This window comes from Roseovarius sp. YIN77, assembly GCF_057219155.1.
The window spans coordinates 80,504-106,836 of record NZ_JBXVVI010000007.1 but is presented as its reverse complement, the minus strand read 5'-3'; the positions used below and the strand labels follow the sequence as shown (position 1 = coordinate 106,836).

Below are 26,333 nucleotides of genomic sequence, written 5' to 3'. Positions count from 1 at the left end.
GCATTAGTAGGGGAGGGGCGTCAAAAGCATTCCTGCCCAATCCAACTCCTTCCAATAGAGCGTAATGATTTTGTGCTTCAATCATAAAAGGTTATCCAATATTGGATGAGCTCATCCAGTCTTGTCCAACTCACGGACCTTAAAATTCGTAAGAACAAGGTCGGGGGTTCGAGTCCCTCTTGAGGCACCATTTCTCTCAGCAAAATCAACACCACTTGATTTCTGCGGCTGGCACAAATCGCCAAGCATGCGGCTTATTGCAGGAACAGGTTAAAAACAGAACGGATTGCGCGCACAAATCCCGTACAATTGCTTCTCCTAATGTTCACCACTAGCAGATTGATCCTCAGCCCTACCAAAATCAACAGGTGCAAGACCTATGTGGATAGGGCCTTTTTAAGGAGAGGTTGATGTTCGTTCACAGTTTTTGATGTGAACGTCCGAACGAATTTTTCGAAAAACCACTGCCATTCATGTCCTTAAATCTGACGGGTAAGATTGGACATTGGACACGGTCACTTATGAGTTTCAGGCATGAGTTTCGTGGCAATACGCAACTGATCCATCTTTGATAATCATGTAATACTTCGCCACAGGCATCGGCATCTCAGCGCCGTCGCTTCAGATTAGATTTCAGGATTGTCACGATCATGACCCAAACGAACCCGCCCGCAGATGGGCCCTTATCAGGCATTCGGGTTCTGGACTTGTCCAGAATCTTGGCGGGGCCGGCTTGCACGCAGTTGCTGGGGGATTACGGGGCCGATGTCATCAAAATCGAGCGCCCGGGAACAGGCGATGACACCCGTCAATGGGGACCACCTTTTGTGATGGGAAGCGATGGAAAACCCACAAGTGAAAGCGCCTATTATCTGTCTGCCAATCGGAACAAGAGGTCCCTGGCCGCCGACATTTCAACGCAGGCAGGCGCGGATACGATCCGCGATCTGGCCCGGCATTGCGACATTATTGTTGAGAACTTCAAAGTTGGGGGGCTAAAGAAATTTGGCCTTGATTATGACAGCTTGTCGGCGATCAAACCTGACCTGATCTATTGTTCGATCTCGGGGTTTGGGCAAACCGGCCCCAATGCGCATCTGCCCGGATATGACCTGATGGCGCAGGGATATGGCGGGATCATGAGCCTGACCGGAGAGCCCGATGGTGATCCGATGAAAGTGGGCGTTGCCGTCGCCGATGTCATGTGCGGGATGTATGCCTGCACAGCAATTCTGGCCGCACTGACCCATCTGCGAGCCACAGGCGAGGGGCAGTATATCGATATTGGTCTGGTCGATACACAAATTGCCTGGTTGATGAATCAGGGCGCCAACTATTTGACATCAGGGAAAAATCCGGCCCGTCATGGAAACCAGCATCCGAATATCGCCCCGTACCAGGTGTTTGAAACCAGCGATGGCCATGTGATCGTTGCGGTGGGCAATGACGCGCAGTTTCAGCGATTTTGCGCAATCCTAGGGCAGCCGGGCATGGCAGAGGAGGCCCGGTTCGCCACCAACACAGCCCGGCTTGAAAACCGCGTGACATTGACCGACACGCTACGCGGCTTGATTTCAAACTGGACGAAAAATGATCTGTTGGCCGCCATGGAAGCAAAGAATGTTCCAGGCGGTCCGATCAACACGCTTAGTGACGTTTTTGATAGCGAACAATGTACTGCACGCGACATGAAAATCTCTGTCCCACACAGCCAATCCGCAACAGGTCAGGTTGATCTTATCGGCAACCCGGTCAAATTCAGCAAAACACCGGTCACCTACCGCAATGGTCCGCCGACCTGTGGGGAACATACACTGGAAATTCTGGAATGGCTTGGTGAGACTGAGGAATGAAAGATCGGGGATATGGAGCTGAGCCTCGCCCCTGCATCCGCTTTCCGGCGGTGCAGATGGTACGGCAGTTGGGTAAGATCGGGGCGGTAAGAGCCGCCCTGAATGCACAGATTTGGCTGTCTGTGCAACGTCGGTATTTTGTCGGTATTGCGGTGGTGGGCGAAAGGTTAAGATTACCCGATGCAGATGTGTGCCTGCCTTGAGTCTATTTCGCCAAGTGCTGCATACTGTTCAAAGGTCCGCTGCAAGCTATCGAGTTAAACTCGTTTGTGGACCAATGTTTGCGCTATGACATCTTCTTTATTTTATCGCGAAGTTCGTTTTTCCGTATTTTTCCGGTTGTTGTTTTTGGCAACTCGCCAAAGATGATTTTCTTTGGTCGCTGGAAGCCGGCCAGATTGGACCTTGCGTGGCTGAGAAGCGCCTCTTCTGTGACTGTGGCGCCATCGACGACCTCGACAAAGCCGCAGGGGACTTCGCCCCATTTCTCGTCCGGCATCGCAACGACGGCGGCGAGGCTTACGGCGGGGTGGGAATAGAGCGCTTTTTCCACCTCGATAGAGGATATGTTTTCCCCGCCGGAAATGATGATGTCTTTGGCGCGATCGCGAATTTCGATATACCCGTCGCGATGCTGCACGGCGATGTCGCCCGACCAGAACCAACCGTCCCTGAAGGCCTTATCGGTCGCTTCGGGTTGTTTCAGGTACCCTTTCATCACGATGTTGCCGCGAAACACAATCTCACCAAGTGTTTCACCGTCCCAAGGCACCGGCTGACCTGTCTCTGGGTCTAAGACCAAGACATCTTCTTCCAGCTCATAGGCGACACCCTGCCGCGCCTTAAGCTGTGCTTGTTCGTCCAATGGCAAATCCGCCCAGACAGGCTTCTCGGCACAAACGACGGCGGGCCCGTAGACTTCGGTCAGGCCGTAGACATGGGTTATGGAAATTCCCATCTTTTCCATGCCTTCAATGACCGAGGCCGGCGGCGGGGCAGCGGCCGTCATCATCCTGATGCTTTGGGGAAACTCGCGCCGTTCTTCTGTCACGGCCCCGGCGATCATCGACATGATGATCGGGGCACCACACAGATGGGTGACACCGTGATCGGCAAAGGCGTCATAGATCGCATCCGCCCTTGGAGACCTGAGAAAAACATGAGTGCCGGCCAGCAATGTAATCGTCCATGGAAAGCACCAGCCGTTGCAATGAAACAGCGGAAGCGTCCACAGATAGACGGGGTGATGCTGCATCTCCCATGTGACAACATTGTTGACCGCATTGGTCCAGGCCCCGCGGTGTGAATAGACCACACCTTTGGGACGCCCAGTTGTCCCGGACGTGTAATTCAGGGCCAGCGCATCCCATTCATCAGCCGGTAAGGTATAGGCGAAACCGGGATCGCCCTCGGCCAGTAATTCGTCATAGGTCAGTGTGCCAATCCGGGTGCCGCCGGGCCCCTCTGAATCTTCGATATCGATAATCAGAATTTCACGACCGGATTGCCTGACAGCCTCTGACGCCATTTTTGAAAACTCTGTATCGACCAGTAGAACTTTGGCTTCGCCATGGTCCAGAATGTAGGCGATCGTTGCCGCATCCAGGCGAACATTATTGGCGTTCAGCACGGCCCCCAGCATTGGGATCGCAAGTGCGCATTCCAGAGCCTCTGGAATGTTTGGCGCGATCAGGGCGACGGTATCGCCCGCACCGATACCTCTGCCAGCCAAAGCAGAGGCCAATCGCCTGCATCTTTCGGCCACTTCCCCCCAATTGCGGCGGATGGAGCCATGAATTTGCGCGGGAAGCTCTGGATGAACCCGTTCGACACGTTTGAGAATGGAAACCGGCGACAAGGCCGTGTGATTGGCTGCACATTTGCCAAGCTCAGGCCCATCGTAGATCATTCGCCTGTCCAATCCGGCATCGGTTCTTTGCGAATAAAGGCGCCAATGCCCGCATATGCATCCATCGCCATCATGTTTTCCGCCATGATACGCCCTGAATAGGCGTAGGCCTCTTCCAATGGCATTTGCGCCTGTTCGTAAAATCCGCGCTTCCCGATCTTGATGGCCGCCGGGGATTTATCGGCAATGATGCGCGCCATTTCCATCGCGGTGCTTTCCAAATCTGCACGTGGGACAACCCGATTGATCAGCCCGAGTTCGGCAACACGCGCAGCGGGCAGAAATTCCCCTAAAAGCAGCATTTCCATGGCATGTTTACGCGAAATATTTCGGCTAAGCGCGACCATCGGGGTCGAACAGAAAAGGCCGATATTCACACCGGATGTTGCAAAGCGCGCGTCGTCGGACGCGACGGCCAGATCACATGACGCGACAAGCTGGCAACCCGCCGCCGTGGCGATGCCTTTGACCTCGGCAATCACGGGCTGAGGCAGATGCACAACACGCAGCATCATGGCCGAGCATTTGGCAAACAGATTCTGAAAATATTGAAAACCGCCATCCGCGTCTTTTCGCCGTTCGGTCATTTCTTTCAGATTGTGGCCCGCGCAAAAATGATCGCCGGCGCTGCGAAGAATCACGGCCTTGACGGTTCGGTCCTCTGCAATTTCGTCAAACGCGCCGGACAGGGCCGCAAGCATGTCTTCGGACAGCGCATTGATCGACCGAGGGGCATTCAGGGTCAAGACACAGACGCCTTCGTGGTTTTCGCGCATTAACAGATCAGTATTTGACATATCACTCTCTAGGGGCAGTGGCAGGATCACCCGGGCTGAGATCCTGACGTGAAGAATTGGTCACAATGACAATACCCGAATTGATCGCCGGACCGTCAGGTTTTATCGAGCGCGCCGTCTGCTTTTTTCCAGGCGCTCACCCCGCCTGACAGGTTTAACACCGGCGACAGGCCCATTTCCATGGCCACCTGGGCAGCCATCGCCGATCTGCCACCAGATGCGCAGTAAAAAACATAGGTTTTGTCTTGATTGAATTCGGGTTTGTGGGCCGGGCTTTCCGGATCGACATGAAATTCCATCATGCCGCGCGATGATTTGACGGCCCCCGGGATGATGCCTGTAAGGGCCTGTTCTGTGCCATCTCGCAGGTCCACAAATACATGATCCGGCGAACCGACCAAAGGCAAAGCCTCCTCGACACTTATGGACGGGACGGCGGATAGGGCCGCTTTGACAATTTCGCGGGAACTTTTGGTAATGTATTGCGTCATCGGGTTTCTCCTGTTCCGGAACTCTTCCAGCTTTGCCAATATGGCGCTAATCGGCCAATCTATCGCGTTGGCGGAACACCCGCAGCCACACGCAACGGGACCACGCGCATCAGGACGGATTGATTTCATATCGTAAGGTCAAGCCGAGGTTTCCAGAAAGGCCGGAACAGCTCGATCTTGGGGCAACGGTTCATTACTACCTTCAGCCCCGCATCCTCGGCCAACTTGGCGGCAGCGTCGTCGTAAACACCGATCTGCCCCCAAAGCACTTTCGCCCCAATTGCGATGGCCTGCTCGGCAATGCCGTATAATTCTTCGGCGCGACGGAAGACCTGAACCATATCAACCGGCCGGTCAATTTCCTGAAGCGAGTGATACACTTCAATCCCGCGAATTTCAGTTAGCTCAGGGCGCGGGTTGACCGGAATCATGTCATACCCGGTTTCGTGCAGAACACGCAGCACCCCGTAGCTGAACTTTGTCTCATCGGGGCTTGCGCCTACCATGGCGATGGTTTTGACCGATTTCAGGATGTCAGCCAGATAGGCCTGATCGTAATCATAAAGGTCGTCAAGTGCAGTGACTGGCATGATCAAATGTCCTTAGGTAAGGCGATATCCGCCTTGAGTTCATGAGGTTCCAGCGGGTCGAGAAAGGGATTGCGATACAGTTTGTCATGGCTTTCAACGCCAATCTCGATCGTGCAGTCAGATACCGGCCGCGCCACACAAAGAATGACATAACCATTTTTGATCTGCCGATTGTTCAGGGCAACCTGTCTGCGCTGATCAATCTCCCCTGCTGTCAGCTTCGCCGCGCAAGTGATGCACCCGCCGTATTTACAGCCATAGGGAAGATCCAAACCATGTTCGCGCAAAGTATCCAGCAATGGCCGCCGTGCATCGACCTGATACGTCGCGCCGCCACGGTTGGCGATGGTTATGGTCCGGGTCTCTATCACAGCCAAATATCGCTGGTGCAATCGCCACCGGGATAGCGGGTTTCATGACATCGGCTGGGGCCGTTTGGTTCCTTGCCAAAATCAACGATGAAATCTTCGTTGATCTTCATGCCGCCATTTTCAACGTCACAATCGATCATCACCATCACGCCGCCCTGTTCGCGGATTTCGGGGTAGAACTGGTTGTCCCAGGTCGAGAACAGCGATGTGGTGACATAAAGCCGCTTGCCATCCAGGCTAAGCTGGAACATCTGCGGCCCACCCGCCATTTTGACCCCGTTGACCTCTGGCGCCTTGCCCAGCAAGCCACCCATAAAGACCTGGCCGGTCAGCTTTGGATTATGCGGGTCGGTGATATCATACTGGCGCATATCGCCATGCAGCCAGTTATTGAGATAGAGATATTTATCATCCATCGACACCAGAATGGCCGACATGACCCCGGGCACGGGGATTGGCCATTCGGGATGCGGTTCATTTTCCACATCGATGATTTTTTCCCATTCCCATTTTCCCGCTTCAGATTTCCAGAAATGGATGACGTTTGATGATAATGCAGCGCCACAGAACCCATGGGTGCTGTCAGGATCGTGCAGGAATTTGACCTCTAGCGGGATCAGCCCGTCCTCACCCAGATACATGGTCTCAATCGGTTTACGCTTTTCAAAATCCCAAATGTGCAGACGGCGTCCGTATTTCAGGTGCCCGACCTCTTCCAGATCAAAGCCCGGCATAAATGTGTTTGGCGCAGCCCATTCCGAACTGACCATCACATTGTGCCTTGGCTGATACCAGAAGTCGTAGCCGAACGGGATATCACCCATCGACTCTTCCCATCGTCCGATTATTTCGAAATCTTTGTTCATATGCAGGTAACCGCCGGGCGCCTCACCCTTGGCATCCCCCAGAAACGAAATGATGATTTCGGAGCCCAGACAATGAACCGTATGCGGCCCAGACAGGTTGGCTTTGGATTTTATCTCCGCGCCTTCGATGACTTTGTGCAGGCGCGGCGCGCGCGGATCCGTTGCCGTGTCCACAACGTGAATATTGTTGGAACGCACGCCAGGAACCAACAGATACTTGCGGGACATGGAACTGTCGTCATGGCAAGACGAACAGGCATTCCAACCCATATGGTGCAGCTCATCGCCGATGCCGGGCATTTCCAGCCGGTGGATGACCTGCGAATAGGTTGGGCTATCGGGATCGGCATCAACAGTGGCCAGATAGTCCGGTTTTTGAATACCCGTGCCCGTGTAAATCGCAATCGTGTAAAGCAGCTTCTCCCGAGGTGCTTTGATGGCCTCGGCTGGGCTTGCATAGCCCGGTCCGCAGCAAACTCCGTCCATCATCACGTTCCTCCCTTGCGATGAGTTAATATATCTCATATAACGATAATTGAATTATCACAAGGTAAGAATATGCATCTTGAACGCCTTACATTGATTTTAGAGATTGTCGCACAGAAAGGCGAAACGACCGTTGCGGACATTTGCAAACATTCGGACCTGCCGAAACCCTCTGCATATCGGTTGGTGCAGGATTTGGTGTGTGTTGGGTTGCTCGAACCTGTTGGGCGCGGTCGTTTTTCTGTCGGCGCACGTTTGAAAAGATTGTCGCAAACCGATCAATCCGATCTCGCTTTGGTGGAACTGATCGGCCCCATGCTGAAACAGGCCGCAATTGATCACGGGGCGACGTTCTTTCTGTCTCGGCTGCGGGGCCGCGCTGTGGAGATCATTCATGTCGAGACACCAGAAACCGGGGTCTCCTATCTTCATCCGGGTCTGGGAAGACGCCCTTTGCATGCCTGTTCTTGTTCAAAGGCGATCGTTGCGTTCAATCCAAACCTTGAGGTCATTCAAGACCTCGAAGGCCGGTTAAAGGCCTATACCGAATTTACGCTGACAAACGTCAAGGACCTTAACGAGGAGCTCAAACTCATCCGCCGGAAAGGCTACGCAGAATGTGTAGAAGAGATAGAGCGCGGCATGTGCTCTGTCGCGTCGCCCCTTGGCACTACCGGGATCGGTGCAACCCTGTCGATCGGCGCAACCGGATCCGTGCGGGTCTTTACATCAGATTTTCGGTCAAAAATCGGTGCAGAGTGCATAGATCTGGCCGAAAGAACTTTGCAGAAGCTAGGCTGGGATAAAGTCGTTGCAGATCAACGTAGATCGGTTTCATAAGCGCGTTCAGCGATTGCCTTGATAATCCCGGTGCCAGCCATCCCCACAAATCCATACGCGGGCTGTTCAAAAGCAGCCGCATTCCGTTAGCTCCGCCCATTCTGGTTCAACGTGAATCTGTTGTGTTTCAGGCTCTGGGCTCTTCATGCCTCGTCCCCTTGATACTTCCAAATTTGAAGATACGGGCGTAGAAATCACGCGGCCATTCAGTTATTTCTTTGCGCTGAAGGGCCTCCACAAACTTCTGTGGTCATAATGCGTAATGGACTGCATAGACATGCCAGTGCTGAGACCCCGCGATATCTGCCCGCGCTGCCAAACACTCTATCTTCGCTCAAGGATTAAAGTGTTGTGCTCACCTGTTGAATGTATCCCCGCGAAGTAGACACCTGGTGATCAAAACAACACCGACGTAATACTGCCAGAATACCGACGTGATACAGCCTGTCCGAATCCCGTTTACCCGGGATGTCCATTGGCATAGTTTTGCCCCATGCAAGAGTCGCAGGATTTCCATCACCTGAAAGCCATGTTGGAATGGCAGGTCGCGCTGGGCGCGGATGAGGCGATATTGGATGCGCCGGTGGATCGCTATGCGGCGGCGGTAGTGCCAAAACCCGCCAAGCAGCCCGCGGCCGAACCGGCCCAGCCGGTGGGCATGAGCATTGATCCAGTGACCCAGGCGCAGACGATGGCGGGTGCGGCAGACAGTCTGGAGGCGCTTGCCGATGCGCTCAGCCGCTATGAACATTGCGAGTTGAAGAAGGGTGCGCGCAATCTGGTCTTTGCCGATGGCCGGTCAGAGGCTCGCGTGATGATCATTGGTGAGGCCCCGGGCCGGGATGAGGATATTCAGGGTCGCCCCTTTGTCGGGCGGGCCGGGCAGTTGTTGGATCGGATGTTTGCTGCCATCAACATGGGTCGCGACGAGGCCGACGCCAATGCGGCGCTTTACATCACCAATATCCTGCCCTGGCGGCCGCCGCAAAACCGCGATCCCAGCTCTGATGAGATCGCCATGCTGCGCCCCTTTGTCGAGCGCCATGTTGAACTGGTCGCGCCGGATGTGATTGTTTTGATGGGAAATATCTCTTGCGGCGCTATATTGGGGAAACGTGGCATCACCCGGATGCGTGGCAAATGGGCGGAGGCCTTTGGCCGCCCGGTCCTGCCGATGTTTCATCCGGCCTATCTGCTGCGCAACCCACAGGCCAAGCGCGAGGCCTGGCATGATCTGTTGATGCTGCAGGCCCGGCTGAGGGATCTGGGATGAAAGTGCTGGCCTTTTCCGACCTGCATCATTCGCGTGCCCGGGCGGCGGATATTGTTGCAGCCAGTGCCGGGGCTGATCTGGTGATTGGGGCCGGGGATTTTTGCAACATGCGCCAAGGGCTGGAGGATGCTTTGGCAATGCTGGGCGCGATCAAGGCCCCGATGGTGGTGGTGCCGGGCAACGCGGAAAGCGCGGATGAGCTGCGTCAGGCCGCCCATGCAGGAACCACAGTGTTGCATGGCGATGGGGTGGAAATTGACGGCGTTTGCCTGTTTGGCCTTGGCTACGGCGTGCCGGTCACGCCTTTTGGCGAATGGTCTTGTGATATGAACGAACAGACCGCTGCGATGATGCTGACCCCGTGTCAGCATGCCGACATCTTGGTCACCCATTCCCCGCCCAAGGGGACCGCGGATGTCACCTCTGTGGGGATGTCCGTTGGGTCCACCGCGATCCGTGCGGCGATTGAACGCATTCAACCCGGGCTGGTCTTATGCGGTCATATCCATGACTGCTGGGGGCAAGAGGGGGCGATTGGCGCAAGTCGTGTTGTCAATCTGGGCCCCACGGTGAACTGGTTCGAAATAAATTGAAATCAGAGGCTTAACATGAGCGATAAAGAGTTCATCCCGGTTCGGATCGCGGTTTTAACGGTCTCTGACACACGGAAAATAGATCAGGACCGGTCCGGTCAGGTGCTGGTGGATCGGATCGCGGCTGCCGGGCATCATCTGGCCGATCGCAAGACTTTGCCGGATGAACGGGACCAGATCGCCAGCCGGTTGCGTGACTGGTGTGCAAACCCCGAAGTTGACGTGGTGATTTCCACCGGCGGCACCGGCCTGACGGGACGCGATGTGACGGTCGAGGCGCATCGCGATGTTTACGAGAAGGAGATCGAGGCCTTCGCCACAGTTTTCACCATGATTTCGTATGAAAAGATCGGCACATCGGCGGTACAGTCCCGTGCCACGGGCGGTGTGGCCAACGGAACTTATCTCTTTGCGCTGCCGGGCAGCCCCGGGGCCTGCAAGGACGCCTGGGATGGAATTTTGCGGGCGCAGCTCGATTATCGGCACAAGCCTTGCAATTTTGTTGAGATTTTCCCAAGGCTCGACGAACATCTGCGCAGAAAGTAATCTGTGATACCGAAAGCAATCGTGACCTGCCTGATCTGAATTTTCGAGTAAAGTCAGGTGGATCGATAGAAAGGGGCCCCATGCGGTTTCTGACTCGCAGTCTGACCGGTCTGTTCCTGCTGTCTCTGACAGTGGCGTTGTTGACCTTGTCGGGCCATGTGATCTGGACAGCGGTGTCGGAACGACTGAATGACGGCGGACTTCAGCGCGAGGTGCGCGAACGTGTTTTTGCTGTTCATGTGGTGACCTATGAGGCCCAGACCATTGCCCCGGTTCTGTCCGCCTTTGGTCAGGTGCGCAGCCAGCGGATATTAGAGCTCCGCGCCCCGTCGTCGGGGACGATCACGGCGCTGTCGGACCAGTTTGTTGATGGGGGCCGCGTTCAGGCGGGCGAAATCCTGATGCAGGTCAACCGCGCCGAGACAGAAGCGACCGTCGCCCGGGCCAACGCCGATCTGGCCGACGCAGAGGCCGAAAAAACCGATGCCGCCATCGTCCTGGCCCTGTCGCGAGAGGAGCTTCTGGCGGCAGAAGAACAGATGCGACTGCAACAGGCGGCGCTAGCGCGTCAGTTGGACCTGCGATCGCGTGGGGTCGCGACAGAGGCCGCGATTGAGGCTGCGGAACTGGCATTGTCTTCGGCCCAGCAATCTGTCCTGTCGCAGCGAAGGGCAATCGCACAGGCCGAGGCGCGGCAGGCATCGGCAGAAACCGGGATTGCCCGCGCCCGAATTGATTTGTCAGAGGCAGAACGCGCCTTGGCCGATACGACGTTAGCGGCGGCTTTTTCAGGCACATTGGGAGAGGTAAATGTGGTCGAGGGCGGGTTGGTCTCTACCAATGAACGGCTGGCCATCCTGACCGATCCCGGCCAGTTGGAGGTATCGTTTCGTATTTCGGCGGCGCAATATGCGCGGCTTTTGGACAGCGCCGGACAGCTGATTGCGGCCCCGATCCAGGCGCGGTTGGGGGCCTCAGGGTCAGACCTGATCGCCATGGGTCAGTTAAGCCGCGAGAGCGCCACTGTGGGCGAGGATCAGACCGGGCGGCTGTTGTTTGCGCGGCTGGAGGGCACGCCGGCCCTGCGCCCCGGCGATTTTGTCGAGGTTGAGGTTCAGGAGCCTGAACTCACAAATGTCGCCCGCCTGCCCGCCACGGCCTTGGGGCCGGAGGGCACCGTGCTGATGATCGGCGAGGATGAGCGCCTGAGCGAGATGCGTGTCACCCTGCTGCGCCGGCAGGGGGATCAGGTATTGGTACGGGGTGAAGGGCTGGAAGGTGTCCCAATAGTCGCTGCTCGCACGCCGCTTTTGGGGGCAGGGATCAAGGTGCGCGCGATCCGGCAGGGCAGCGAAGCGGCAGGGCAGGCCGGGGATCCGCAGGCGACAGAGTCCGAGGGATAGGATGATCGGACCGCGCAGCATATTGGGATATTTCGTGCGCCACAAAACGGTGGCCAATCTGCTGTTGGTTCTGATGATGGTGTCGGGGCTGATGGCCATCCCGAATATGCGCGCCCAGTTCCTGCCCGATGTCATCGTCAACACCGTAACCGTCACAGTCCCGTGGGAGGGTGCGGGTCCCAGCGATGTCGATAACGGGATCGTGCAGTTGCTGGAGCCGGCTTTGCAGGCCGTCGAAGGGGTGGCCGAAACCACTGCCCGATCGACCGAGGGGCGCGCCAACCTGACACTGGAGTTTGAACCGAGCTGGGACATGTCGCGCGCCACAGATGAGGTGCAGGCCGCCGTTGATGCTGTCACCACCCTACCCGAAGGGGCCGATGAACCCGAAATCCGTCAAAACAGGTGGCGTGACCGGGTGACCGATGTGGTGATCACTGGTCCGGTCGGTGTCGAACAACTGGCCCGACTGGCGGATGAGTTTGTGGCCCGGCTTTATTCCGCGGGGATCACCCGCACCACCATTCGCGGCCTGACCGCCCCCACAACCATTGTCGAGGTTTCGGGTGCCAGGCTTTTTGAACATGATCTGACATTGGCAGAGATCGCCACGGTGATCCGGGGGGCGGCTGATGTCAGCCCGGCGGGCGATGTGACCGGGGCCAATGCCCGGGTCCGAACCGGGGCCGAAAAACGCTCTGCCGATCAGATCGCGGGATTGGCACTGCGCAGCGATGATCAGGGTGGCAAGCTGTTGATCGGGGATATCGCGACGATCCGGGTGGAGGGCGCGGCCAGCCAGCGCGCCTATTTCGTGGATGACAATCCGGCGATTTCAATCCGCGTGGACCGATCGGAATCCGGCGATGCCATCGGCATTCAGCGCACGGTCGAGGATGTCGCCGCCGACATGCGCGTCACCTTGCCCGAAGGGGTGCGTCTGGATCTGATCCGCACAAGGGCAGAGGCGATCACCAGCCGTTTGAACCTGCTTTTGGATAATGGTCTGGTCGGGCTGGGGCTGGTTGTCTTGCTGCTTTTCCTGTTTCTGAATGCGCGCACGGCGTTCTGGGTGGCGGCGGGTATCCCCGTGGCGATGCTGGCGACGATTGCGATCATGTATATGGCCGGGCTGACGATCAACATGATCTCGCTCTTTGCGCTGATCATTACGCTGGGCATCGTGGTGGATGACGCGATTGTAGTGGGCGAACATGCCGATTTCCGGGCGCGGCGTCTGGGCGAGGGCGCGGTTGAGGCCGCCGAGAATGCCGCCATTCGCATGACCCAACCGGTGTTTTCGGCCACCATCACCACGGTCATCGCCTTTTTCGGCCTGACCGCCATCGGCGGCTGGTATGGGCGGCTGATATCCGACATGCCCTGGACGGTGATTGCGGTTTTGCTGGCCTCGTTGGTGGAATGTTTTCTGATCCTGCCCAACCATATGTCGCATGCGCTGGCCCATGTCGGACGTGGGCATTGGTATGACTGGCCCAACCGTCAGGTAAACCGCGGATTTGGCTGGCTGCGCGACGGGCCGTTTCGTGTGTTCCTGCGCTGGGTGATCGTGGGGCGTTACGCGGTTCTGGCCGGGGCGCTGTTGCTGCTGGCGACACAGGCGGCGACCTTTATCCGGGGGGATCTGCAATGGCGGTTCTTCAACGCACCGGAACGGTCATCGGTGACGGGGAATTTCGCCATGGCTTCTGGCGCGGGGCGGGCAGAATCGCTGGACATGCTGCGCGAGTTTCAGCGCGCCACCAGTACCGTGGCTGATCGCTATGCGCAGGACTATGGCCAGTCACCGCTGGCCTACGTGATTGCAGAGGTCGGTGGCAATGCCGGGCGCGGCCTGTCGGGCACCGATCGCAAGGAGCCTGACCAGCTTGGCGGGATATCTATCGAATTGATCGATGCAGACTTGCGCCCCTATACCGCCTTTGATTTCGTGGCCGATCTGCAGACAGAGGTGCAGACCCATCCCTTGGCAGAGGTCGTCAGTTTTCGCCGCTGGCATACCGGGCCACAGGGTGGATCACTGGTGGTGACCTTCAGTGGATCAAATGTCGAGACATTGAAAGCCGCGGCAGAGGCGCTGAAAACCCGGCTGGCCCCGTTCCCGGAAATATCCGCGCTAGAGGATGACCTGTCCTATGACAAGGACGAGCTGATCCTGGAACTGACCCCGCAGGGGCAGGCGCTGGGATTTGACATTGATAGTCTGGGACGGGTTCTGCGCAACCGATTGGCCGGGATCGAGGCCGCAACCTATCCTGATGGCCCACGCACGGCAGAGATCCGGGTGGAGCTGCCGGCATCAGAACAAACCGCAGATTTTCTGGAACGCAGCCAGATGCGCACACCAATGGGCACTTATGTGCCACTTGCCGATATCGTGTCGGTGCGAAACCAATCGGGATTTTCTGCGATCAATCGGCAAAACGGCGTGGCGGTTGTCGAGGTCAGCGCCGATCTGTCCCAGGATGATGCCGAACGCGCCAACGAGGTTGAAGCGTTGATCGAGGCGCGCCTTTTGCCTGACATCCAAAGCGAGTTTGGCGTCGACTGGCAGTTGCGTGGCCAATCCGAAGAAGAAGACCGTTTTCTGTCTGATGCAAGCTTTGGTTTTGTCATGTGTCTGGTGGGGATTTATCTGGTATTGGCCTGGGTCTTTTCCAGCTGGACCCGCCCATTGATCGTGTTGGCCATTATTCCCTTTGGTCTGATCGGGGCGATCTGGGGGCATAATTTCTGGGGCGTGCCGCTGTCGATGTTCAGTGTCGTGGGGCTGATCGGGATGTCCGGGATCATCATCAACGATTCCATCGTTCTGGTCACCACAGTGGATGACTACGCGCAAAGGCGCCCGCTGGTTACGGCCATTATTGACGGCACCGCCGACCGCTTGCGCCCGGTCCTGCTGACCACACTGACCACCGTCTTTGGGCTGGCACCACTACTGGCCGAGGGCTCGGTTCAGGCAGAGTTTCTGAAACCCGCTGTCATCACGCTGGTCTTTGGATTGGGTTTTGGTTTCGTGCTGGTTCTGATCATCGTCCCGGCGCTGTTGGCCATGCAAGAGGACGCCCGGCGTCTGATCCATGCGGCACGGCGCGGGCTTGGACGTGGCTTGTGGCGGCGCGCCCGTTCTGTGTCTCAGATGATCCTGACGGCGTCTTTGGCGCTGGTCGTGCTTTTCGCGGTGACATTGGTGCCGGCAGTGTTGAACGGTGCCTTGCCTGCGCTTTGGTTGGGGCTGTTTCCGGTGCTGTCAGGCCTGTCTGCCGTTCTGGCGGGGGCGGTTCTGTTTACCATGGGCAGTGCCGTGGTGCTGCTCCTGGCCTGGGCCCTGTCCCTTGGCCTTGTCCACCCACGCAGGCGTTGATGCGTCAGCCCGTACAGCCCTGAATGTCATAGGCCCGATCCCCTGACAGCAGGGTGATCCGAATGTCTGACCGGCTGAGGCTGAAGGGCTGCGCGCTAGGCGGCACCATCTCTGCGGTCGAGGTTAGGACGCTTCCGGCCTGATGTGATTCTGACGGGCTGATCCAGATCATTGGATCGGGCAATTCAAAGACCGCGACCGTGTCAGATCCCATATCCGCCATCGCGATATTCGCGGTTACGCGCAATCCGTCCGAGATCGGTTCAAATTCGCAGCGTGCCGGGCCAATGCCGGCCTCTGACGCGGGGCGGGGGTGATCTGCCATGGCGGCGACGATCCGGCTGTCGCGATCGCTAATAGCGCCGTTCAGCTGGGCATCAAATTGCAGATTGATCGGCACACAGACCGTTTCGCACACACCCATGGATACGGTCGCCTTCAGCCGCAGGGGGCTGTTCGCGTCTGCGACCGTCAAAGACAGCGGCAGAATGAACTCATCACTATAGCCATAAGATTGCAGGCCATTGATTTCAAACACTTTGGGTGTGGGCCAGTGAATGTCGACGTCGCGAATATTTTCGGAACCCGACCAGTCAAATTGCGGGGGAATGCCGCCTTCGCCCGGAACCCGCCAATAGGTCTTCCATCCGTCTTTCAGCGTGATTTTCAACGCGGCGATGTGTTGGGTGCCCCCGTCGCGCCAACCGGGCAACATTTGGACCGTGATAATGTCATCGGCCATCTGCGCTGGCGCCTGGGACGCCAACACACCCAGGGTGCAAATGGCACCCGCGATCATGTGTTTCAAATTCATGGGGCCATCATAGTCTGGCGGCGCGGGTTGAAAAGTCACATTCAGCCGACTTTTTCGTGATCACATCACCGCACCTTGCACAGCACAGTTGCAACTCCCATTGTTGAGATATGAAACAAACAGACGACACACTGCATCTGACAGGCAAACTGTTGATTGCGATGCCCGGTATGGGCGACCCCAGATTTGATAAATCTGTTGTTTTTCTGTGTGTTCACTCCGAAGACGGGGCGATGGGCCTGATCGTCAACAAACCGACAGAAGAGATGAGTTTTCCCGAGCTTTTGGAACAACTGTCCATCGAATCAGGCGAAATTGATCAGATTCCCAGCGTCTATTTCGGTGGTCCGGTGGAACTGGGGCGCGGATTTGTGCTGCATTCTGGCGATTATCAGCAACCCGACAGCACGTTGAAGGTGGATGCCGGATTTGGCATGACCGCATCATTGGAAGTGTTGGAAGATCTGGCGCAGGGCACCGGCCCGGACAGGGCCATTTTGGCACTGGGCTATGCCGGTTGGGGCCCGGGTCAGTTAGAGGGCGAGATTGCCCAAAATGGTTGGCTGATCGCGGATGCAACCCATGCGCTGGTCTTTTCCGAGGATGATCAGGGGAAATGGGCCGCCGCGCTAAAGCATCTGGGGATTGATCCACTTTTGCTGTCCTCTGCCGCTGGTCGGGCCTGATCAGAAGAAATACAAGCCCACATACAGCGTCGCCAGCCCAGACAGCACGGATATCGCGACATTGCGCGTCCACAACCCGATGGCAATCGTCACAATGGCTGCTGCAGAACGAACCGGATCGGGCTGGCCCCCGGTTGCGGCGGGCCACAGGATCAGTGGCGCCACCAAGCCCGGGATCACCGCAACCGGCGTATAGCGCAGCAATCTTAGCGCCCAAGCCGGTAGCTCGCGGGCGCCAATCAAACCGATAAAGGAAAAGCGGAACAGGTACGACCCGATGCCCAGGGCCGCAATGACCAGCCAGATAGAATAATCGCCCGTGATCATGCCGTCCGCCTTTCCATATAGATTTCTACCAGCGCGCCCGTGGCCATCGCCAGACCAGCAGCCACCAGCAGGCCCAGACTGTAGGGCAACCCAGCGAACACCAGCGCCGCAATGATCGAACACAATGCTGCGGCCAGATGTGCGACAGAGCGGATGGCGGGCGCAATAAGTGCCAGAAAGGTGATCGGCAGGGCGAAATCCAGCCCGTATTCCGGCGGGATCTGCGTGCCCAGCAGGGCGCCCACGATCGTCATGACATACCAAAGGGGCAGGATCGGGACCATAACCCCAATGAAAAACAAGATCTTATGACCCAAAGGCAGCTCTGGTTCTGCTTCGAACCGGGTGGCTGATACGGCATAGCTTTGATCCACCAGCAGATAACACAAGAATGCACGTTTCCACATTGGGGCCGGCCCCAGATGCGGCGTCAGCGCTGCCGAATACATGGCCATGCGCAGGTTCACAGCCAAAGATGTGGCAATCACAATCACCGTCGGCGCGTTTTCGGTCATCAACTGAATGGCGGTGAATTGCGCGGCTCCGGCAATCACCAGCACGCTAAAGCCCATGGTTTCATAGACGTTCAGCCCGGCCTCTGTCGCGACCACACCAAAAAGCATGGCAAAAGGCCCGATGACCAGAACAAAGGGCGCGCCGCCGCAGATTCCCTGCCAAAAGATTGATCGTTTGCTGGGTGTAGCCATGCCGTTTTCCTCATCCCATCGGGGGAAGTTTTGCCTGCTTTGTCATGCAAACGCAATCCACGCTCAGATGCAATGTTGGTCAGTCGAATGTTCCGGCGACCCGGCCCAGTAACATAAAAGCCCGTGCCGATCTGGTGTTGGCCAGGGCAGCCATTTCGCCATCGCCCGCGCGCTTTTCAAAGCTGGCCAAAGTCTTGTCAAACTCGCGCAGAAAATGATGCGCGGCGTCGCGGAATATCTGATCTTGTTTCATCCGTCCGGCGCTAAGTGCCAGCGATGACCGATCCCGGATCCCCCCGATTGCCGCGATATCGGGTCCGCGTGTGCCGGTGGCAAATTTGCGCCAGATATCAGGCCGCGCCCGGTCGGGAATCAGATCGTCTGTGTAAATCCCGTCCTGGCTCATCAATGTCAGCACATCCTGAGCGGCACGCACCAGCTTGGCCGTTTGGCGGTCTTTCAAGGCGCGACGCAGGGCGGCAAAACCTTCGGCGTCGTTTTCTGTGTCGGGGAAATTCAGGGCCCGAATGAAATCATCGTTTGAGATCGGGTCCCGTAACTCTTCGGCGGGGGTCCCCAAGGCCAGTGCCGCCTGACCATCGGCGGGTTTTGCCGCTGGTCCGGCACTGGCAGCTGACCTAGCTGTGTCGCGGGTGGCAAAAGTAGCAATAGTGTTTTCGGTCTGGCGCTGGGCGGCAACGATTTCTTCGAGCTTGCGTTCGACCGTTGGCCGAACCCCGAGCCCGCCGGTTTGCACTTGCGTCAGATAGGCCCGGCGCATGGCATCCAGGGCCAGTTGCAGGCGCGCGCTTTCCTGCCGCATCACGCGGGCATTGCGCGCTGCAAGCGCCCCGATCCAGATCACCGCAACCGGCAGGAAGATCGACATCACCACCATGACAAAGGTCAGCGCATCCGCACTTTCGCCCACACCGCCGAGAACGGTGAAAAACAGCACAACGGCCAGCAGCCAGCAGCCGCTCAGCACCAATGCAATGATGTCAGAGGGTTGAAGCTCGGACATGCTGGATTTGCCGAAAACCCCAAAACTGACCGGGGGCTCTTTTTTGTCCTGTGCCATGGGTCTGATCCTCTTGGTCAGACGAAACTGATTTTTAAAACTTCGTAGCTGCGTTCGCCGCCCGGGGTTCTGACCTCGACACTGTCACCTTCGTCCTTGCCGATCAAGGCACGGGCAAGGGGGGATTTGATGTTCAGGCGGCCGCTTTCAATATCGGCCTCTGGCTCTCCAACGATTTGATAGGTCTTTTCCTCGTCCGTATCTTCGTCAACCAAGGTCACGGTCGCGCCAAATTTAATGGCTCCGGACAGACGGGTTGGATCGATCACCTCGGCCCGCGAAAGCGTGCCTTCGAGCTCCTTGATCCGACCTTCGATAAAGCTCTGTTTTTCACGGGCAGAATGGTATTCGGCATTCTCTGACAAATCGCCATGCTCGCGCGCCTCGGCAATCGCCTTGATGATGGCAGGCCGTTCGACGGTCTTCAGCGTTTTCAGTTCCTGATCCAGCGCAGAATGGCCTGCGCGTGTCATCGGTATCTTGTCCATAGTTGCCCTATTGTGCCGGAAAAAGAGTGCAGCAATCCTGCTGTTAACTCAACTGGCGCCGGAAAAGTCAATAGCATGCGGCGGGTGAACTATCGCAGAGCACGCTATTCGCCGGTTTGTACCTGTATTTTGCCGTGAATCGACCGGTTTCATCCATTTTGTTGCGTCATAAAGTGGCACCCGAAGTACCAATTAGGAAATTATTGTGCGCTTCGCATTGACCGGGAAAGGTCGGTTCGGATAACGGTGCCTGAACCGATTCAGTGAGCTATGCCGCAAGGTGCCAAATGAGGGAAAAGAATGTCTGAGATCGAACGCGAATCCATGGAATACGATGTCGTCATCGTGGGCGCCGGTCCGGCCGGTTTGTCTGCCGCGATCCGATTGAAGCAACTGGATGCTGACGTCAACGTCGTTGTGTTGGAAAAGGGCTCTGAAGTGGGCGCGCATATCCTGTCGGGCGCCGTGTTGGACCCGTCAGGCATCGACGCCCTGATCCCCGACTGGAAGGAAAAAGGCGCGCCGATCACGGTGCCGGTGAAAGAAGACAACTTTTATGTTCTGGGCGAGGCTGGCAAGGTCCGCATCCCCAACTTCCCGATGCCACCCCTGATGAACAACCACGGCAATTATATTGTGTCGATGGCCAATGTCTGCCGCTGGATGGCCGAACAGGCCGAAGAAATGGGTGTCGAGATCTTCCCCGGCATGGCCTGTTCCGAACTGGTTTACGGCGACAATGGAGAGGTCAAAGGCGTCGTTGCCGGTGAGTTCGGCAAGAACGCGGATGGCACCCCGGGCCCGTCTTATGAGCCCGGCATGGAGCTGCACGGCAAATATGTCTTCCTGTCCGAGGGCGTGCGCGGATCGCTGTCCAAAGAGGTGATCGCCAAATACGATCTGGCCGCCAATTCCGATGTGCAGAAATACGGCATCGGGATGAAAGAAATCTGGGAAATTGATCCGGCCAAGCACAAAGAGGGCACCGTGACCCACACCATGGGTTGGCCCTTGGGTGGCAATGCCGGTGGCGGGTCCTTTGTCTATCACCTGGACAACAATCAGGTTTACGTGGGCTTTGTGGTGCACCTGAACTACAAAAACCCACACCTGTTCCCCTATATGGAATTCCAGCGGTTTAAGCATCATCCGATGATTGCCGACCTGTTGAAAGGCGGTAAGCGCGTGGCATATGGTGCCCGTGCAATTACCGAGGGCGGCTGGCAATCCCTGCCGAAAATGGTCGCACCTGGCGTGGCTTTGCTGGGCTGTTCTGCGGGTCTCGTGAATGTGCCGCGGATCAAGGGCAACCACAACGCAATGTTGTCGGGCAAAGCCGCGGCAGAAGCCGCGTATGCCGCCATTCAGGACGGTCGCGGCGGTGACGAACTGACCGCCTATGAGGCTGACGTGCGCGGCGGTGCCATCGCTAAGGACTTGAAGCGCGTGCGTAACGTCAAACCGCTATGGTCCAAGTTTGGCATGGCGGCCTCTCTGGTTCTGGGTGGGTTCGACATGTGGGTCGCAAACCTGACCGGTTGGAACCCGCTGGGCACGATCAAGCACGGCAAATCCGACGCGGCAGCAACAGAGGAAGCGTCCAATCACAAGGCCATCGATTATCCGAAACCCGATGGAACGCTCAGCTTTGACCGTCTGACCAATGTCAGCTTCTCGATGACCAATCACGAGGAAAGCCAGCCCGCGCACCTGCAATTGACGGATGACAGTATCCCGATGTCGGTCAACATGCCGAAATTCGCGGAACCGGCTCAGCGCTACTGCCCGGCGGGCGTTTACGAAATTGTCGACGACAAGTTCGTCATCAATTTCCAGAACTGCGTGCACTGCAAAACCTGTGACATCAAGGACCCGAGCCAGAATATTACCTGGTCTACGCCGCAAGGTGGCGACGGGCCCAACTACCCGAATATGTGATCAGATCAGGCGGGCCATGTGCCCGCCTTTTTTTGTCAGCAAACGGGTGCTGACGTGAACGTCAGCAACAGTGATCACAAATCATCCTGCGGCTATTGCGTGGTTGGGGGCATGCCGCTAGGCTCCTGCGGACCTTGGAGGAGGCAAAGATCGCATGATGTTCAGACGGACCACCGCTGTCGCTATTTCCGCCCTGATGCTCTTTGCTGGGCAAACCGCGCTGGCCGAAGGTTTAGCCGGGTCCTATCTGGCCGCGCGTCACGCCAGTCAGTCCTCTGACTACGAGGCAGCGTCGCGTTACTACGCATTAGCCTTGGCGCGCGATCCCTCCAACCCTGAACTGTTGGAATCCGCACTAGCGGCCTATATCGGCTTTGGCGATTTTGACCGTGCGGCGGTGATTGCCAAATCGATGCATGACATCGGCGTGCCCAGCCAAATCGCAGATTTGGTGGATCTGTCGCAAAGTTTTGTGTCAGAGGAATTCGACGCGGTCCTCCAGACTTATCAGGCGGGCAATGCCATCAGCCCCTTGGTGGATGGATTGATCAAGGCCTGGGCGCAGATGGGGGCCGGGCAAGTATCAGACGCGGTTGCCGAGTTTGACAAGGTCATCGCCACACAAGGAATGGAAAGCTTTGGCCTGTTGCACAAGGCCTTTGCGCTGGCCATGGTCGGCGATTTCGAGGGCGCTGATTACATCTTTTCCGGCGCGTCTGGCAATCCGATCCCGGCAACTCGATCAGGCATTATTGCGCATGCCGAAATCCTCAGCCAACTGGATCGTAACGACGCCGCGATTGAGCTGATTGAACAGACCTTTGGCGGGCGTTTCGACCCCGAAGTGTCGCGGCGGCTGGAGATTTTGAAAGAGGGGCAAACACTGCCCTATACGTTAATCCCAACGGCGCAGGCCGGTCTGGCAGAGGTGTTTTTCGACGTCGCCGGAATGCTGCAGAGCGAAAATGAACCTGCCTATTCGCTGCTCTATACCCGTATCGCCGAAAGTTTGCACACCGATAACGTGGATATCCTGTTGCTATGCGCGGCCCTTTTGGAAGATCTGGAACGCTATGAGCTGGCCACGTCAGTCTATGACAAGGTACCGCAATCGGACCCGTCCTTCTATATCGCGGAACTGGGGCGTGCGGATGCGCTTTATGCCTCGGACAAACCGGATGCGGCGATAGAGGTTTTGCGCCGTCTTTCCGAAACCCATGCCGATCTGCCCACGGTCCACACCGCATTGGGTGACACGCTGCGTCGCGAAGAGGAATTTTCCGCAGCAACAGAGGCCTATGATCGGGCGATCGCGCTTTATGATCAACCGGCCCCCACACAATGGCCAGCCTATTATGCCCGTGCCATCACCCATGAACGCGAGGGCAACTGGGATCAGGCAGAGGCCGATTTTCGCCACGCGCTGACCCTGTCCCCGGATCAGCCTTTCGTGTTGAATTATCTGGGCTATTCGCTGGTTGAACGGCGCGAAAAGCTGGATGAGGCGCTGGATATGATCGAAACGGCGGTCCAAGCGCAGCCGGATAATGGCTATATCACCGACTCTCTGGGCTGGGTTCTGTACCGTCTGGGTCAGTATGAGGATGCGGTGAAATACATGACCCGCGCCGCCGAACTGGAACCAGCCGATCCGATTATCAGCGACCATCTGGGCGATACGCTGTGGGCCGTTGGCCGGTTCAGAGAGGCAGAGTTTCAATGGCGCCGTGCCTTGTCTTTTATGACGGAGGACACCCCTGATGCCGACCCTGACCGGATGCGCCGCAAGCTGGAGGTGGGCCTTGATCAGGTCCTAGCCGAAGAAGGTGCAGAGCCCCTGAAGGTGGCCAATGGCAACTAAGGTCTTTGCCCCGGCAAAGGTAAACCTGACCCTGCACGTCACCGGCCAGCGCAATGATGGCTATCATCTGCTGGACAGCCTGGTTGCCTTTGCCGACATTGGCGATTGGTTGACGATCGAACCAGCTGATGAAATCTCTTTGACGGTCAGCGGCCCCTTTGCCGAGGGTGTGCCCACAGATCATCGCAATCTGGTCTGGCAGGCGGCTGCGCAGTTTGCACAACCCATTGCTATCCATCTGGAAAAGAACCTGCCGCATGGTGCGGGGATTGGCGGCGGATCATCGGATGCGGCGGCGATGCTAAAGGCGATGTCAGACCTGACTGGCCAGCCCGCGCCCGACGCAACCGTATTGGGCGCGGATGTGCCTGTCTGTATGCGCCGCCGCGCGACACGCATGGGCGGAATTGGCGAAGAGCTGCAGGATATCCGTGACCTTCCACGGCTATGGGCGGTGCTGGTCAATCCCGGCTGTCATGTGCCCACGCCCTCCGTGTTCCGGGCGCTGACCCAGAAAGCCAACCCGCCGATGCCGGACCCGCTACCGCGCTTTGAAAATACGCGCCAACTGATGCTGTGGCTAGCCGATCAACGCAACGATCTGGAGGTGCCCGCCACCGTACAAGCCCCTGTTATCGCAGATGTGTTGAAAACACTGTCGGTGCAATCCGGCGTGTTCCTGACCCGGATGTCTGGGTCAGGGGCAACTTGTTTCGGCCTGTTTGATGACCCTGGATTGGCAGAGATAGCAGCCCGACAAATCAAGGCCGACCACCCAGAGTGGTGGGTTCAGGCGTGCTGTTTGAACGGGGATATGCCGTAGGGAAAATGTAGGGTGGGCATTTTGCCCACCAATCGGTGTCGCAACACATGGTGGGCAAAATTGCCCACCCTACGGATCAACTTACCCGCGCCACCACGTAATCGGCGATATCGCGCAGCATCTCTTTGACCGGATGATCGGGTAGGGCGGTTAGCGCGGATTTCGCTTTTTCGGCCCAATCCAGTGCTTCGGCCCGGGTGTCTTCCATCGCTTTGTGTTTTTTCAACAGTGCCAGCGCAAGGTCCAGATCGCCATCGCGCTGGTCGCCCTTTTCAATCACCCGGGTCCAAAAGGCGCGTTCATCTACATCCGCCTTGGCCACGGCCTTGATCACTGGCAATGTCAGTTTGCGTTCGCGGAAATCATCACCGATGTTTTTGCCCGTGGCGTCAGATCCCCAGTAATCCAAGAGGTCATCAACGATTTGAAAACTGATCCCCAGCGCATCGCCGTAGTCATAAAGCGCCTGCACCTGATCGTCGGGCGCACCGGCAATCACGCCGCCGACCTCTGTCGCCGCAGAAAACAGCGCTGCCGTCTTGCCGCGCACGACTTGGCGGTAAATATCCTCATCCGTGGTCAGATTTTGCGCGGCGGTCAGTTGCAACACTTCGCCCTCGGCAATCGTGGCCGACGCATTGGCGAGGATATCCAAAACCCTGAGCGATCCGGTTTCCACCATCAACTGGAAGGACCGCGAAAACAGGTAATCGCCCACCAGAACGCTGGATTTATTGTCCCATAACAGGTTCGCCGTGGGTCGTCCGCGCCGCTGGGCGCTTTCATCCACCACATCGTCATGCAGCAGCGTCGCGGTGTGAATGAATTCAACCGTTGCGGCCAGATGGATATGATAGGGGCCGGAATAACCACACATCTTTGCCGCGGCCAGCGTCAGCATCGGGCGCAGGCGTTTGCCGCCGGCCTCTACCAGATGGGCGGTGACCTCTGGAATGCGCGGCGCGTGTTTTGACGCCATCCGGGTGCGGATCAGGCCGTTCACCTCGGCCATTTCATCGGCCAGATAGGCGGCCAGCGCGTCATGCGGTTTAACAGCAGTTTCGTCCAGACTCATCACGGTCTCGTGCCTTCATCGCGGCGTGGCTCGACAAATGCCCAGCGATGCCGTTATGTCCCCATTATGAAAGAGCTTCTCCGCACCAACGATCCAACAGTGATCGCCTATGCCAGCGCTTTGCTTCAGGGCGAAGGTATAGACTGCTTTCAAATGGACGTAAATATGAGCGTGCTGGAAGGATCGATTGGCATATTGCCGCGGCGTCTGATGGTCCGGCAGGCAGATTTGTTTCGCGCCCGCGCCGTGCTGCGCGACAACAAGATCGAAGCAGAGGGCCTATGAGTTTTGCCGATCACGATCTGACCCAAGATCAGTTTCTGGGCGGTCGCCTGACGATTTTCCAGCCCAGATCAGGCTACCGTGCCGGGGTGGATCCGGTTTTATTGGCCGCCGCCACACCGGCGAGGCCCGGCCAATCGGTGCTGGAACTGGGGTGCGGGTCTGGAGTGGCCAGCCTGTGCCTGTCGGCCCGTGTTGATGGGGTGTCACTCACCGGGGTCGAACTGCAACCCGATTACGCGGAACTGGCCCGGAAAAACGCAGAACACCTGCGCGTGGATATGTCTGTTGTCACATCGGATTTGCGTGATCTGCCGTCAGGGTTGAGGACCCGCAGCTTTGATCATGTCATCGCCAACCCACCCTATTTTCAGCGCCAGACAGGGACAGCAGCGGCAGAGCCCGGGCGCGAAACCGGGCTGGCTGGTGATACCCCGTTACAGGATTGGATGAGCGTCGCGGCAAAACGGTTGCACCCCAAGGGGGTCGTAACGATGATACAGGATATGCGCCGCCTTCCTGATATGTTGATCGCAGCTGCCAAGACCGATCTGGGCAGCGTAGAGACCTTGCCGATTGCATCACGCGTGGGGCGGCGCCCGCATTTGTTGCTGTTTCGGGCCCGCAAGGGCGGACGGGCGGCTTTTGTCATGCACGCCCCCCTGATCATGCATGAAGGAGCCCACCACACTGTTGACGGCGAAAGCTACTGTGCAGACATCACTGCCATATTGCGTGACGGCGCGGCCCTGAATTTTCCGAAATGACAGGGCCCTGCTGATCGGCGCTTTACCGCATGTCAACAATTTTTCCGTTTCAAGAGGTGACAGACAGAAAAATCTGTG

26 protein-coding genes are annotated in these 26,333 nt (G+C 57.3%); 14 read left to right on the top strand and 12 right to left on the bottom strand.

Annotated features, from left to right (window positions below; genetic code table 11):
• The first annotated feature begins 650 nt into the window (after positions 1-650).
• Entirely contained in the window at positions 651-1,853 is a 1,203-nt protein-coding gene (locus AC2D8P_RS08810; protein ID WP_484702056.1) for a CaiB/BaiF CoA transferase family protein, read from the top strand.
• A complete protein-coding gene (locus AC2D8P_RS08805) occupies positions 1,850-2,056 on the top strand; it encodes a hypothetical protein (RefSeq protein WP_484702055.1) in 207 nt (68 codons plus the stop codon). The genes AC2D8P_RS08810 and AC2D8P_RS08805 overlap by 4 nt, the downstream gene beginning before the upstream one ends.
• An 83-nt stretch (positions 2,057-2,139) precedes the next feature.
• On the opposite strand, the gene AC2D8P_RS08800 is transcribed toward AC2D8P_RS08805, so the two are convergent.
• From AC2D8P_RS08800 to AC2D8P_RS08775, 6 genes are all read right to left on the bottom strand, one after another.
• Complete coding sequence (locus AC2D8P_RS08800) at positions 2,140-3,762, bottom strand: acyl-CoA synthetase (RefSeq protein ID WP_484702054.1); 1,623 nt, start codon at positions 3,760-3,762, stop codon at positions 2,140-2,142.
• A complete protein-coding gene (locus AC2D8P_RS08795) occupies positions 3,759-4,559 on the bottom strand; it encodes an enoyl-CoA hydratase (RefSeq protein ID WP_484702052.1) in 801 nt (266 codons plus the stop codon). Before AC2D8P_RS08795 ends, AC2D8P_RS08800 begins: the two co-directional genes overlap by 4 nt.
• 95 nt (positions 4,560-4,654) lie before the next feature.
• The gene (locus tag AC2D8P_RS08790; protein WP_484702050.1) at positions 4,655-5,050 is read right to left on the bottom strand and encodes a rhodanese-like domain-containing protein; all 396 of its coding nucleotides are present in this window, start codon (positions 5,048-5,050) and stop codon (positions 4,655-4,657) included.
• Between the two features lie 125 nt (positions 5,051-5,175).
• Positions 5,176-5,640 carry a CoA-binding protein gene (locus AC2D8P_RS08785; RefSeq protein WP_484702047.1) on the bottom strand — a complete coding sequence of 155 codons (465 nt, stop codon included), beginning with the start codon at positions 5,638-5,640 and terminating at the stop codon, positions 5,176-5,178.
• Positions 5,641-5,642: 2 nt separating this feature from the next.
• Complete coding sequence (locus AC2D8P_RS08780; RefSeq protein WP_484702046.1) at positions 5,643-6,011, bottom strand: 2Fe-2S iron-sulfur cluster-binding protein; 369 nt, start codon at positions 6,009-6,011, stop codon at positions 5,643-5,645.
• The gene (locus AC2D8P_RS08775) at positions 6,008-7,366 is read right to left on the bottom strand and encodes a selenium-binding family protein (RefSeq protein ID WP_484702045.1); all 1,359 of its coding nucleotides are present in this window, start codon (positions 7,364-7,366) and stop codon (positions 6,008-6,010) included. Before AC2D8P_RS08775 ends, AC2D8P_RS08780 begins: the two co-directional genes overlap by 4 nt.
• A gap of 69 nt (positions 7,367-7,435) precedes the next feature.
• Here AC2D8P_RS08775 and AC2D8P_RS08770 point away from each other — a divergent pair, with 69 nt between their 5' ends.
• From AC2D8P_RS08770 to AC2D8P_RS08745, 6 genes are all read left to right on the top strand, one after another.
• Positions 7,436-8,203: an IclR family transcriptional regulator gene (locus tag AC2D8P_RS08770; protein WP_484702044.1), complete on the top strand. Its 768-nt coding sequence runs from the start codon at positions 7,436-7,438 to the stop codon at positions 8,201-8,203.
• Between the two features lie 493 nt (positions 8,204-8,696).
• The gene (locus tag AC2D8P_RS08765; RefSeq protein WP_484702042.1) at positions 8,697-9,476 is read left to right on the top strand and encodes a uracil-DNA glycosylase; all 780 of its coding nucleotides are present in this window, start codon (positions 8,697-8,699) and stop codon (positions 9,474-9,476) included.
• The gene (locus tag AC2D8P_RS08760) at positions 9,473-10,069 is read left to right on the top strand and encodes a metallophosphoesterase family protein (RefSeq protein WP_484702040.1); all 597 of its coding nucleotides are present in this window, start codon (positions 9,473-9,475) and stop codon (positions 10,067-10,069) included. The genes AC2D8P_RS08765 and AC2D8P_RS08760 overlap by 4 nt, the downstream gene beginning before the upstream one ends.
• Before the next feature lie 15 nt (positions 10,070-10,084).
• Positions 10,085-10,615: a molybdenum cofactor biosynthesis protein B gene (gene moaB, locus AC2D8P_RS08755; RefSeq protein WP_484702038.1), complete on the top strand. Its 531-nt coding sequence runs from the start codon at positions 10,085-10,087 to the stop codon at positions 10,613-10,615.
• An 80-nt stretch (positions 10,616-10,695) separates the two neighbouring features.
• Positions 10,696-12,018 (top strand): efflux RND transporter periplasmic adaptor subunit, encoded by a 1,323-nt coding sequence (locus AC2D8P_RS08750; protein ID WP_484702037.1) that lies wholly within the window; start codon positions 10,696-10,698, stop codon positions 12,016-12,018.
• 1 nt (position 12,019) lies between these two features.
• On the top strand, positions 12,020-15,406 hold the full coding sequence (locus AC2D8P_RS08745; RefSeq protein ID WP_484702036.1) for an efflux RND transporter permease subunit: 3,387 nt from the start codon (positions 12,020-12,022) through the stop codon (positions 15,404-15,406).
• Between the two features lie 4 nt (positions 15,407-15,410).
• Here AC2D8P_RS08745 and AC2D8P_RS08740 read toward each other — a convergent pair whose 3' ends face one another.
• Positions 15,411-16,220 (bottom strand): protein-disulfide reductase DsbD domain-containing protein, encoded by an 810-nt coding sequence (locus tag AC2D8P_RS08740; RefSeq protein ID WP_484702034.1) that lies wholly within the window; start codon positions 16,218-16,220, stop codon positions 15,411-15,413.
• 110 nt (positions 16,221-16,330) lie between these two features.
• Between AC2D8P_RS08740 and AC2D8P_RS08735 the strand changes: the two genes are divergently transcribed.
• A complete protein-coding gene (locus AC2D8P_RS08735; protein ID WP_484702032.1) occupies positions 16,331-16,906 on the top strand; it encodes a YqgE/AlgH family protein in 576 nt (191 codons plus the stop codon).
• On the opposite strand, the gene AC2D8P_RS08730 is transcribed toward AC2D8P_RS08735, so the two are convergent.
• From AC2D8P_RS08730 to greA, 4 genes are all read right to left on the bottom strand, one after another.
• Complete coding sequence (locus AC2D8P_RS08730) at positions 16,907-17,233, bottom strand: AzlD domain-containing protein (RefSeq protein WP_484702030.1); 327 nt, start codon at positions 17,231-17,233, stop codon at positions 16,907-16,909.
• A complete protein-coding gene (locus AC2D8P_RS08725; protein ID WP_484702029.1) occupies positions 17,230-17,940 on the bottom strand; it encodes an AzlC family ABC transporter permease in 711 nt (236 codons plus the stop codon). Before AC2D8P_RS08725 ends, AC2D8P_RS08730 begins: the two co-directional genes overlap by 4 nt.
• A gap of 79 nt (positions 17,941-18,019) precedes the next feature.
• Positions 18,020-19,021 carry a hypothetical protein gene (locus AC2D8P_RS08720; RefSeq protein ID WP_484702027.1) on the bottom strand — a complete coding sequence of 334 codons (1,002 nt, stop codon included), beginning with the start codon at positions 19,019-19,021 and terminating at the stop codon, positions 18,020-18,022.
• A 17-nt stretch (positions 19,022-19,038) separates the two neighbouring features.
• Positions 19,039-19,509, bottom strand: a complete 471-nt coding sequence (gene greA / locus AC2D8P_RS08715; RefSeq protein WP_484702025.1) for a transcription elongation factor GreA — start codon at positions 19,507-19,509, stop codon at positions 19,039-19,041.
• A 300-nt stretch (positions 19,510-19,809) separates the two neighbouring features.
• Between greA and AC2D8P_RS08710 the strand changes: the two genes are divergently transcribed.
• The 3 genes from AC2D8P_RS08710 (at position 19,810) to AC2D8P_RS08700 (ending at position 24,131) form a co-directional block, all read left to right on the top strand.
• The gene (locus AC2D8P_RS08710) at positions 19,810-21,447 is read left to right on the top strand and encodes an electron transfer flavoprotein-ubiquinone oxidoreductase (RefSeq protein WP_484702024.1); all 1,638 of its coding nucleotides are present in this window, start codon (positions 19,810-19,812) and stop codon (positions 21,445-21,447) included.
• A 154-nt stretch (positions 21,448-21,601) separates the two neighbouring features.
• Entirely contained in the window at positions 21,602-23,308 is a 1,707-nt protein-coding gene (locus AC2D8P_RS08705; protein ID WP_484702022.1) for a tetratricopeptide repeat protein, read from the top strand.
• Positions 23,298-24,131 carry a 4-(cytidine 5'-diphospho)-2-C-methyl-D-erythritol kinase gene (locus tag AC2D8P_RS08700; RefSeq protein WP_484702020.1) on the top strand — a complete coding sequence of 278 codons (834 nt, stop codon included), beginning with the start codon at positions 23,298-23,300 and terminating at the stop codon, positions 24,129-24,131. The genes AC2D8P_RS08705 and AC2D8P_RS08700 overlap by 11 nt, the downstream gene beginning before the upstream one ends.
• Positions 24,132-24,207: 76 nt before the next feature.
• On the opposite strand, the gene AC2D8P_RS08695 is transcribed toward AC2D8P_RS08700, so the two are convergent.
• Positions 24,208-25,206 carry a polyprenyl synthetase family protein gene (locus AC2D8P_RS08695; protein ID WP_484702018.1) on the bottom strand — a complete coding sequence of 333 codons (999 nt, stop codon included), beginning with the start codon at positions 25,204-25,206 and terminating at the stop codon, positions 24,208-24,210.
• Positions 25,207-25,272: 66 nt separating this feature from the next.
• Between AC2D8P_RS08695 and AC2D8P_RS08690 the strand changes: the two genes are divergently transcribed.
• Both AC2D8P_RS08690 and AC2D8P_RS08685 read left to right on the top strand, forming a co-directional pair.
• Positions 25,273-25,491 (top strand): putative signal transducing protein, encoded by a 219-nt coding sequence (locus AC2D8P_RS08690; protein ID WP_484702016.1) that lies wholly within the window; start codon positions 25,273-25,275, stop codon positions 25,489-25,491.
• Positions 25,488-26,255, top strand: a complete 768-nt coding sequence (locus AC2D8P_RS08685) for a tRNA1(Val) (adenine(37)-N6)-methyltransferase (protein WP_484702014.1) — start codon at positions 25,488-25,490, stop codon at positions 26,253-26,255. The genes AC2D8P_RS08690 and AC2D8P_RS08685 overlap by 4 nt, the downstream gene beginning before the upstream one ends.
• The last annotated feature ends 78 nt before the right edge of the window (positions 26,256-26,333 follow it).

Excerpts from the sequence above, each read along its gene's own strand:
- AC2D8P_RS08810 (WP_484702056.1), top strand. The coding sequence starts at position 651 with ATGACCCAAACGAACCCGCCCGCAGATGGGCCCTTATCAGGCATTCGG.
- AC2D8P_RS08805 (WP_484702055.1), top strand. The coding sequence starts at position 1,850 with ATGAAAGATCGGGGATATGGAGCTGAGCCTCGCCCCTGCATCCGCTTT.
- AC2D8P_RS08800 (WP_484702054.1), bottom strand. The coding sequence starts at position 3,762 with ATGATCTACGATGGGCCTGAGCTTGGCAAATGTGCAGCCAATCACACG.
- AC2D8P_RS08795 (WP_484702052.1), bottom strand. The coding sequence starts at position 4,559 with ATGTCAAATACTGATCTGTTAATGCGCGAAAACCACGAAGGCGTCTGT.
- AC2D8P_RS08790 (WP_484702050.1), bottom strand. The coding sequence starts at position 5,050 with ATGACGCAATACATTACCAAAAGTTCCCGCGAAATTGTCAAAGCGGCC.
- AC2D8P_RS08785 (WP_484702047.1), bottom strand. The coding sequence starts at position 5,640 with ATGCCAGTCACTGCACTTGACGACCTTTATGATTACGATCAGGCCTAT.
- AC2D8P_RS08775 (WP_484702045.1), bottom strand. The coding sequence starts at position 7,366 with ATGATGGACGGAGTTTGCTGCGGACCGGGCTATGCAAGCCCAGCCGAG.
- AC2D8P_RS08770 (WP_484702044.1), top strand. The coding sequence starts at position 7,436 with ATGCATCTTGAACGCCTTACATTGATTTTAGAGATTGTCGCACAGAAA.
- AC2D8P_RS08765 (WP_484702042.1), top strand. The coding sequence starts at position 8,697 with ATGCAAGAGTCGCAGGATTTCCATCACCTGAAAGCCATGTTGGAATGG.
- AC2D8P_RS08760 (WP_484702040.1), top strand. The coding sequence starts at position 9,473 with ATGAAAGTGCTGGCCTTTTCCGACCTGCATCATTCGCGTGCCCGGGCG.
- moaB (WP_484702038.1), top strand. The coding sequence starts at position 10,085 with ATGAGCGATAAAGAGTTCATCCCGGTTCGGATCGCGGTTTTAACGGTC.
- AC2D8P_RS08750 (WP_484702037.1), top strand. The coding sequence starts at position 10,696 with ATGCGGTTTCTGACTCGCAGTCTGACCGGTCTGTTCCTGCTGTCTCTG.
- AC2D8P_RS08745 (WP_484702036.1), top strand. The coding sequence starts at position 12,020 with ATGATCGGACCGCGCAGCATATTGGGATATTTCGTGCGCCACAAAACG.
- AC2D8P_RS08740 (WP_484702034.1), bottom strand. The coding sequence starts at position 16,220 with ATGAATTTGAAACACATGATCGCGGGTGCCATTTGCACCCTGGGTGTG.
- AC2D8P_RS08735 (WP_484702032.1), top strand. The coding sequence starts at position 16,331 with ATGAAACAAACAGACGACACACTGCATCTGACAGGCAAACTGTTGATT.
- AC2D8P_RS08730 (WP_484702030.1), bottom strand. The coding sequence starts at position 17,233 with ATGATCACGGGCGATTATTCTATCTGGCTGGTCATTGCGGCCCTGGGC.
- AC2D8P_RS08725 (WP_484702029.1), bottom strand. The coding sequence starts at position 17,940 with ATGGCTACACCCAGCAAACGATCAATCTTTTGGCAGGGAATCTGCGGC.
- AC2D8P_RS08720 (WP_484702027.1), bottom strand. The coding sequence starts at position 19,021 with ATGGCACAGGACAAAAAAGAGCCCCCGGTCAGTTTTGGGGTTTTCGGC.
- greA (WP_484702025.1), bottom strand. The coding sequence starts at position 19,509 with ATGGACAAGATACCGATGACACGCGCAGGCCATTCTGCGCTGGATCAG.
- AC2D8P_RS08710 (WP_484702024.1), top strand. The coding sequence starts at position 19,810 with ATGTCTGAGATCGAACGCGAATCCATGGAATACGATGTCGTCATCGTG.
- AC2D8P_RS08705 (WP_484702022.1), top strand. The coding sequence starts at position 21,602 with ATGATGTTCAGACGGACCACCGCTGTCGCTATTTCCGCCCTGATGCTC.
- AC2D8P_RS08700 (WP_484702020.1), top strand. The coding sequence starts at position 23,298 with ATGGCAACTAAGGTCTTTGCCCCGGCAAAGGTAAACCTGACCCTGCAC.
- AC2D8P_RS08695 (WP_484702018.1), bottom strand. The coding sequence starts at position 25,206 with ATGAGTCTGGACGAAACTGCTGTTAAACCGCATGACGCGCTGGCCGCC.
- AC2D8P_RS08690 (WP_484702016.1), top strand. The coding sequence starts at position 25,273 with ATGAAAGAGCTTCTCCGCACCAACGATCCAACAGTGATCGCCTATGCC.
- AC2D8P_RS08685 (WP_484702014.1), top strand. The coding sequence starts at position 25,488 with ATGAGTTTTGCCGATCACGATCTGACCCAAGATCAGTTTCTGGGCGGT.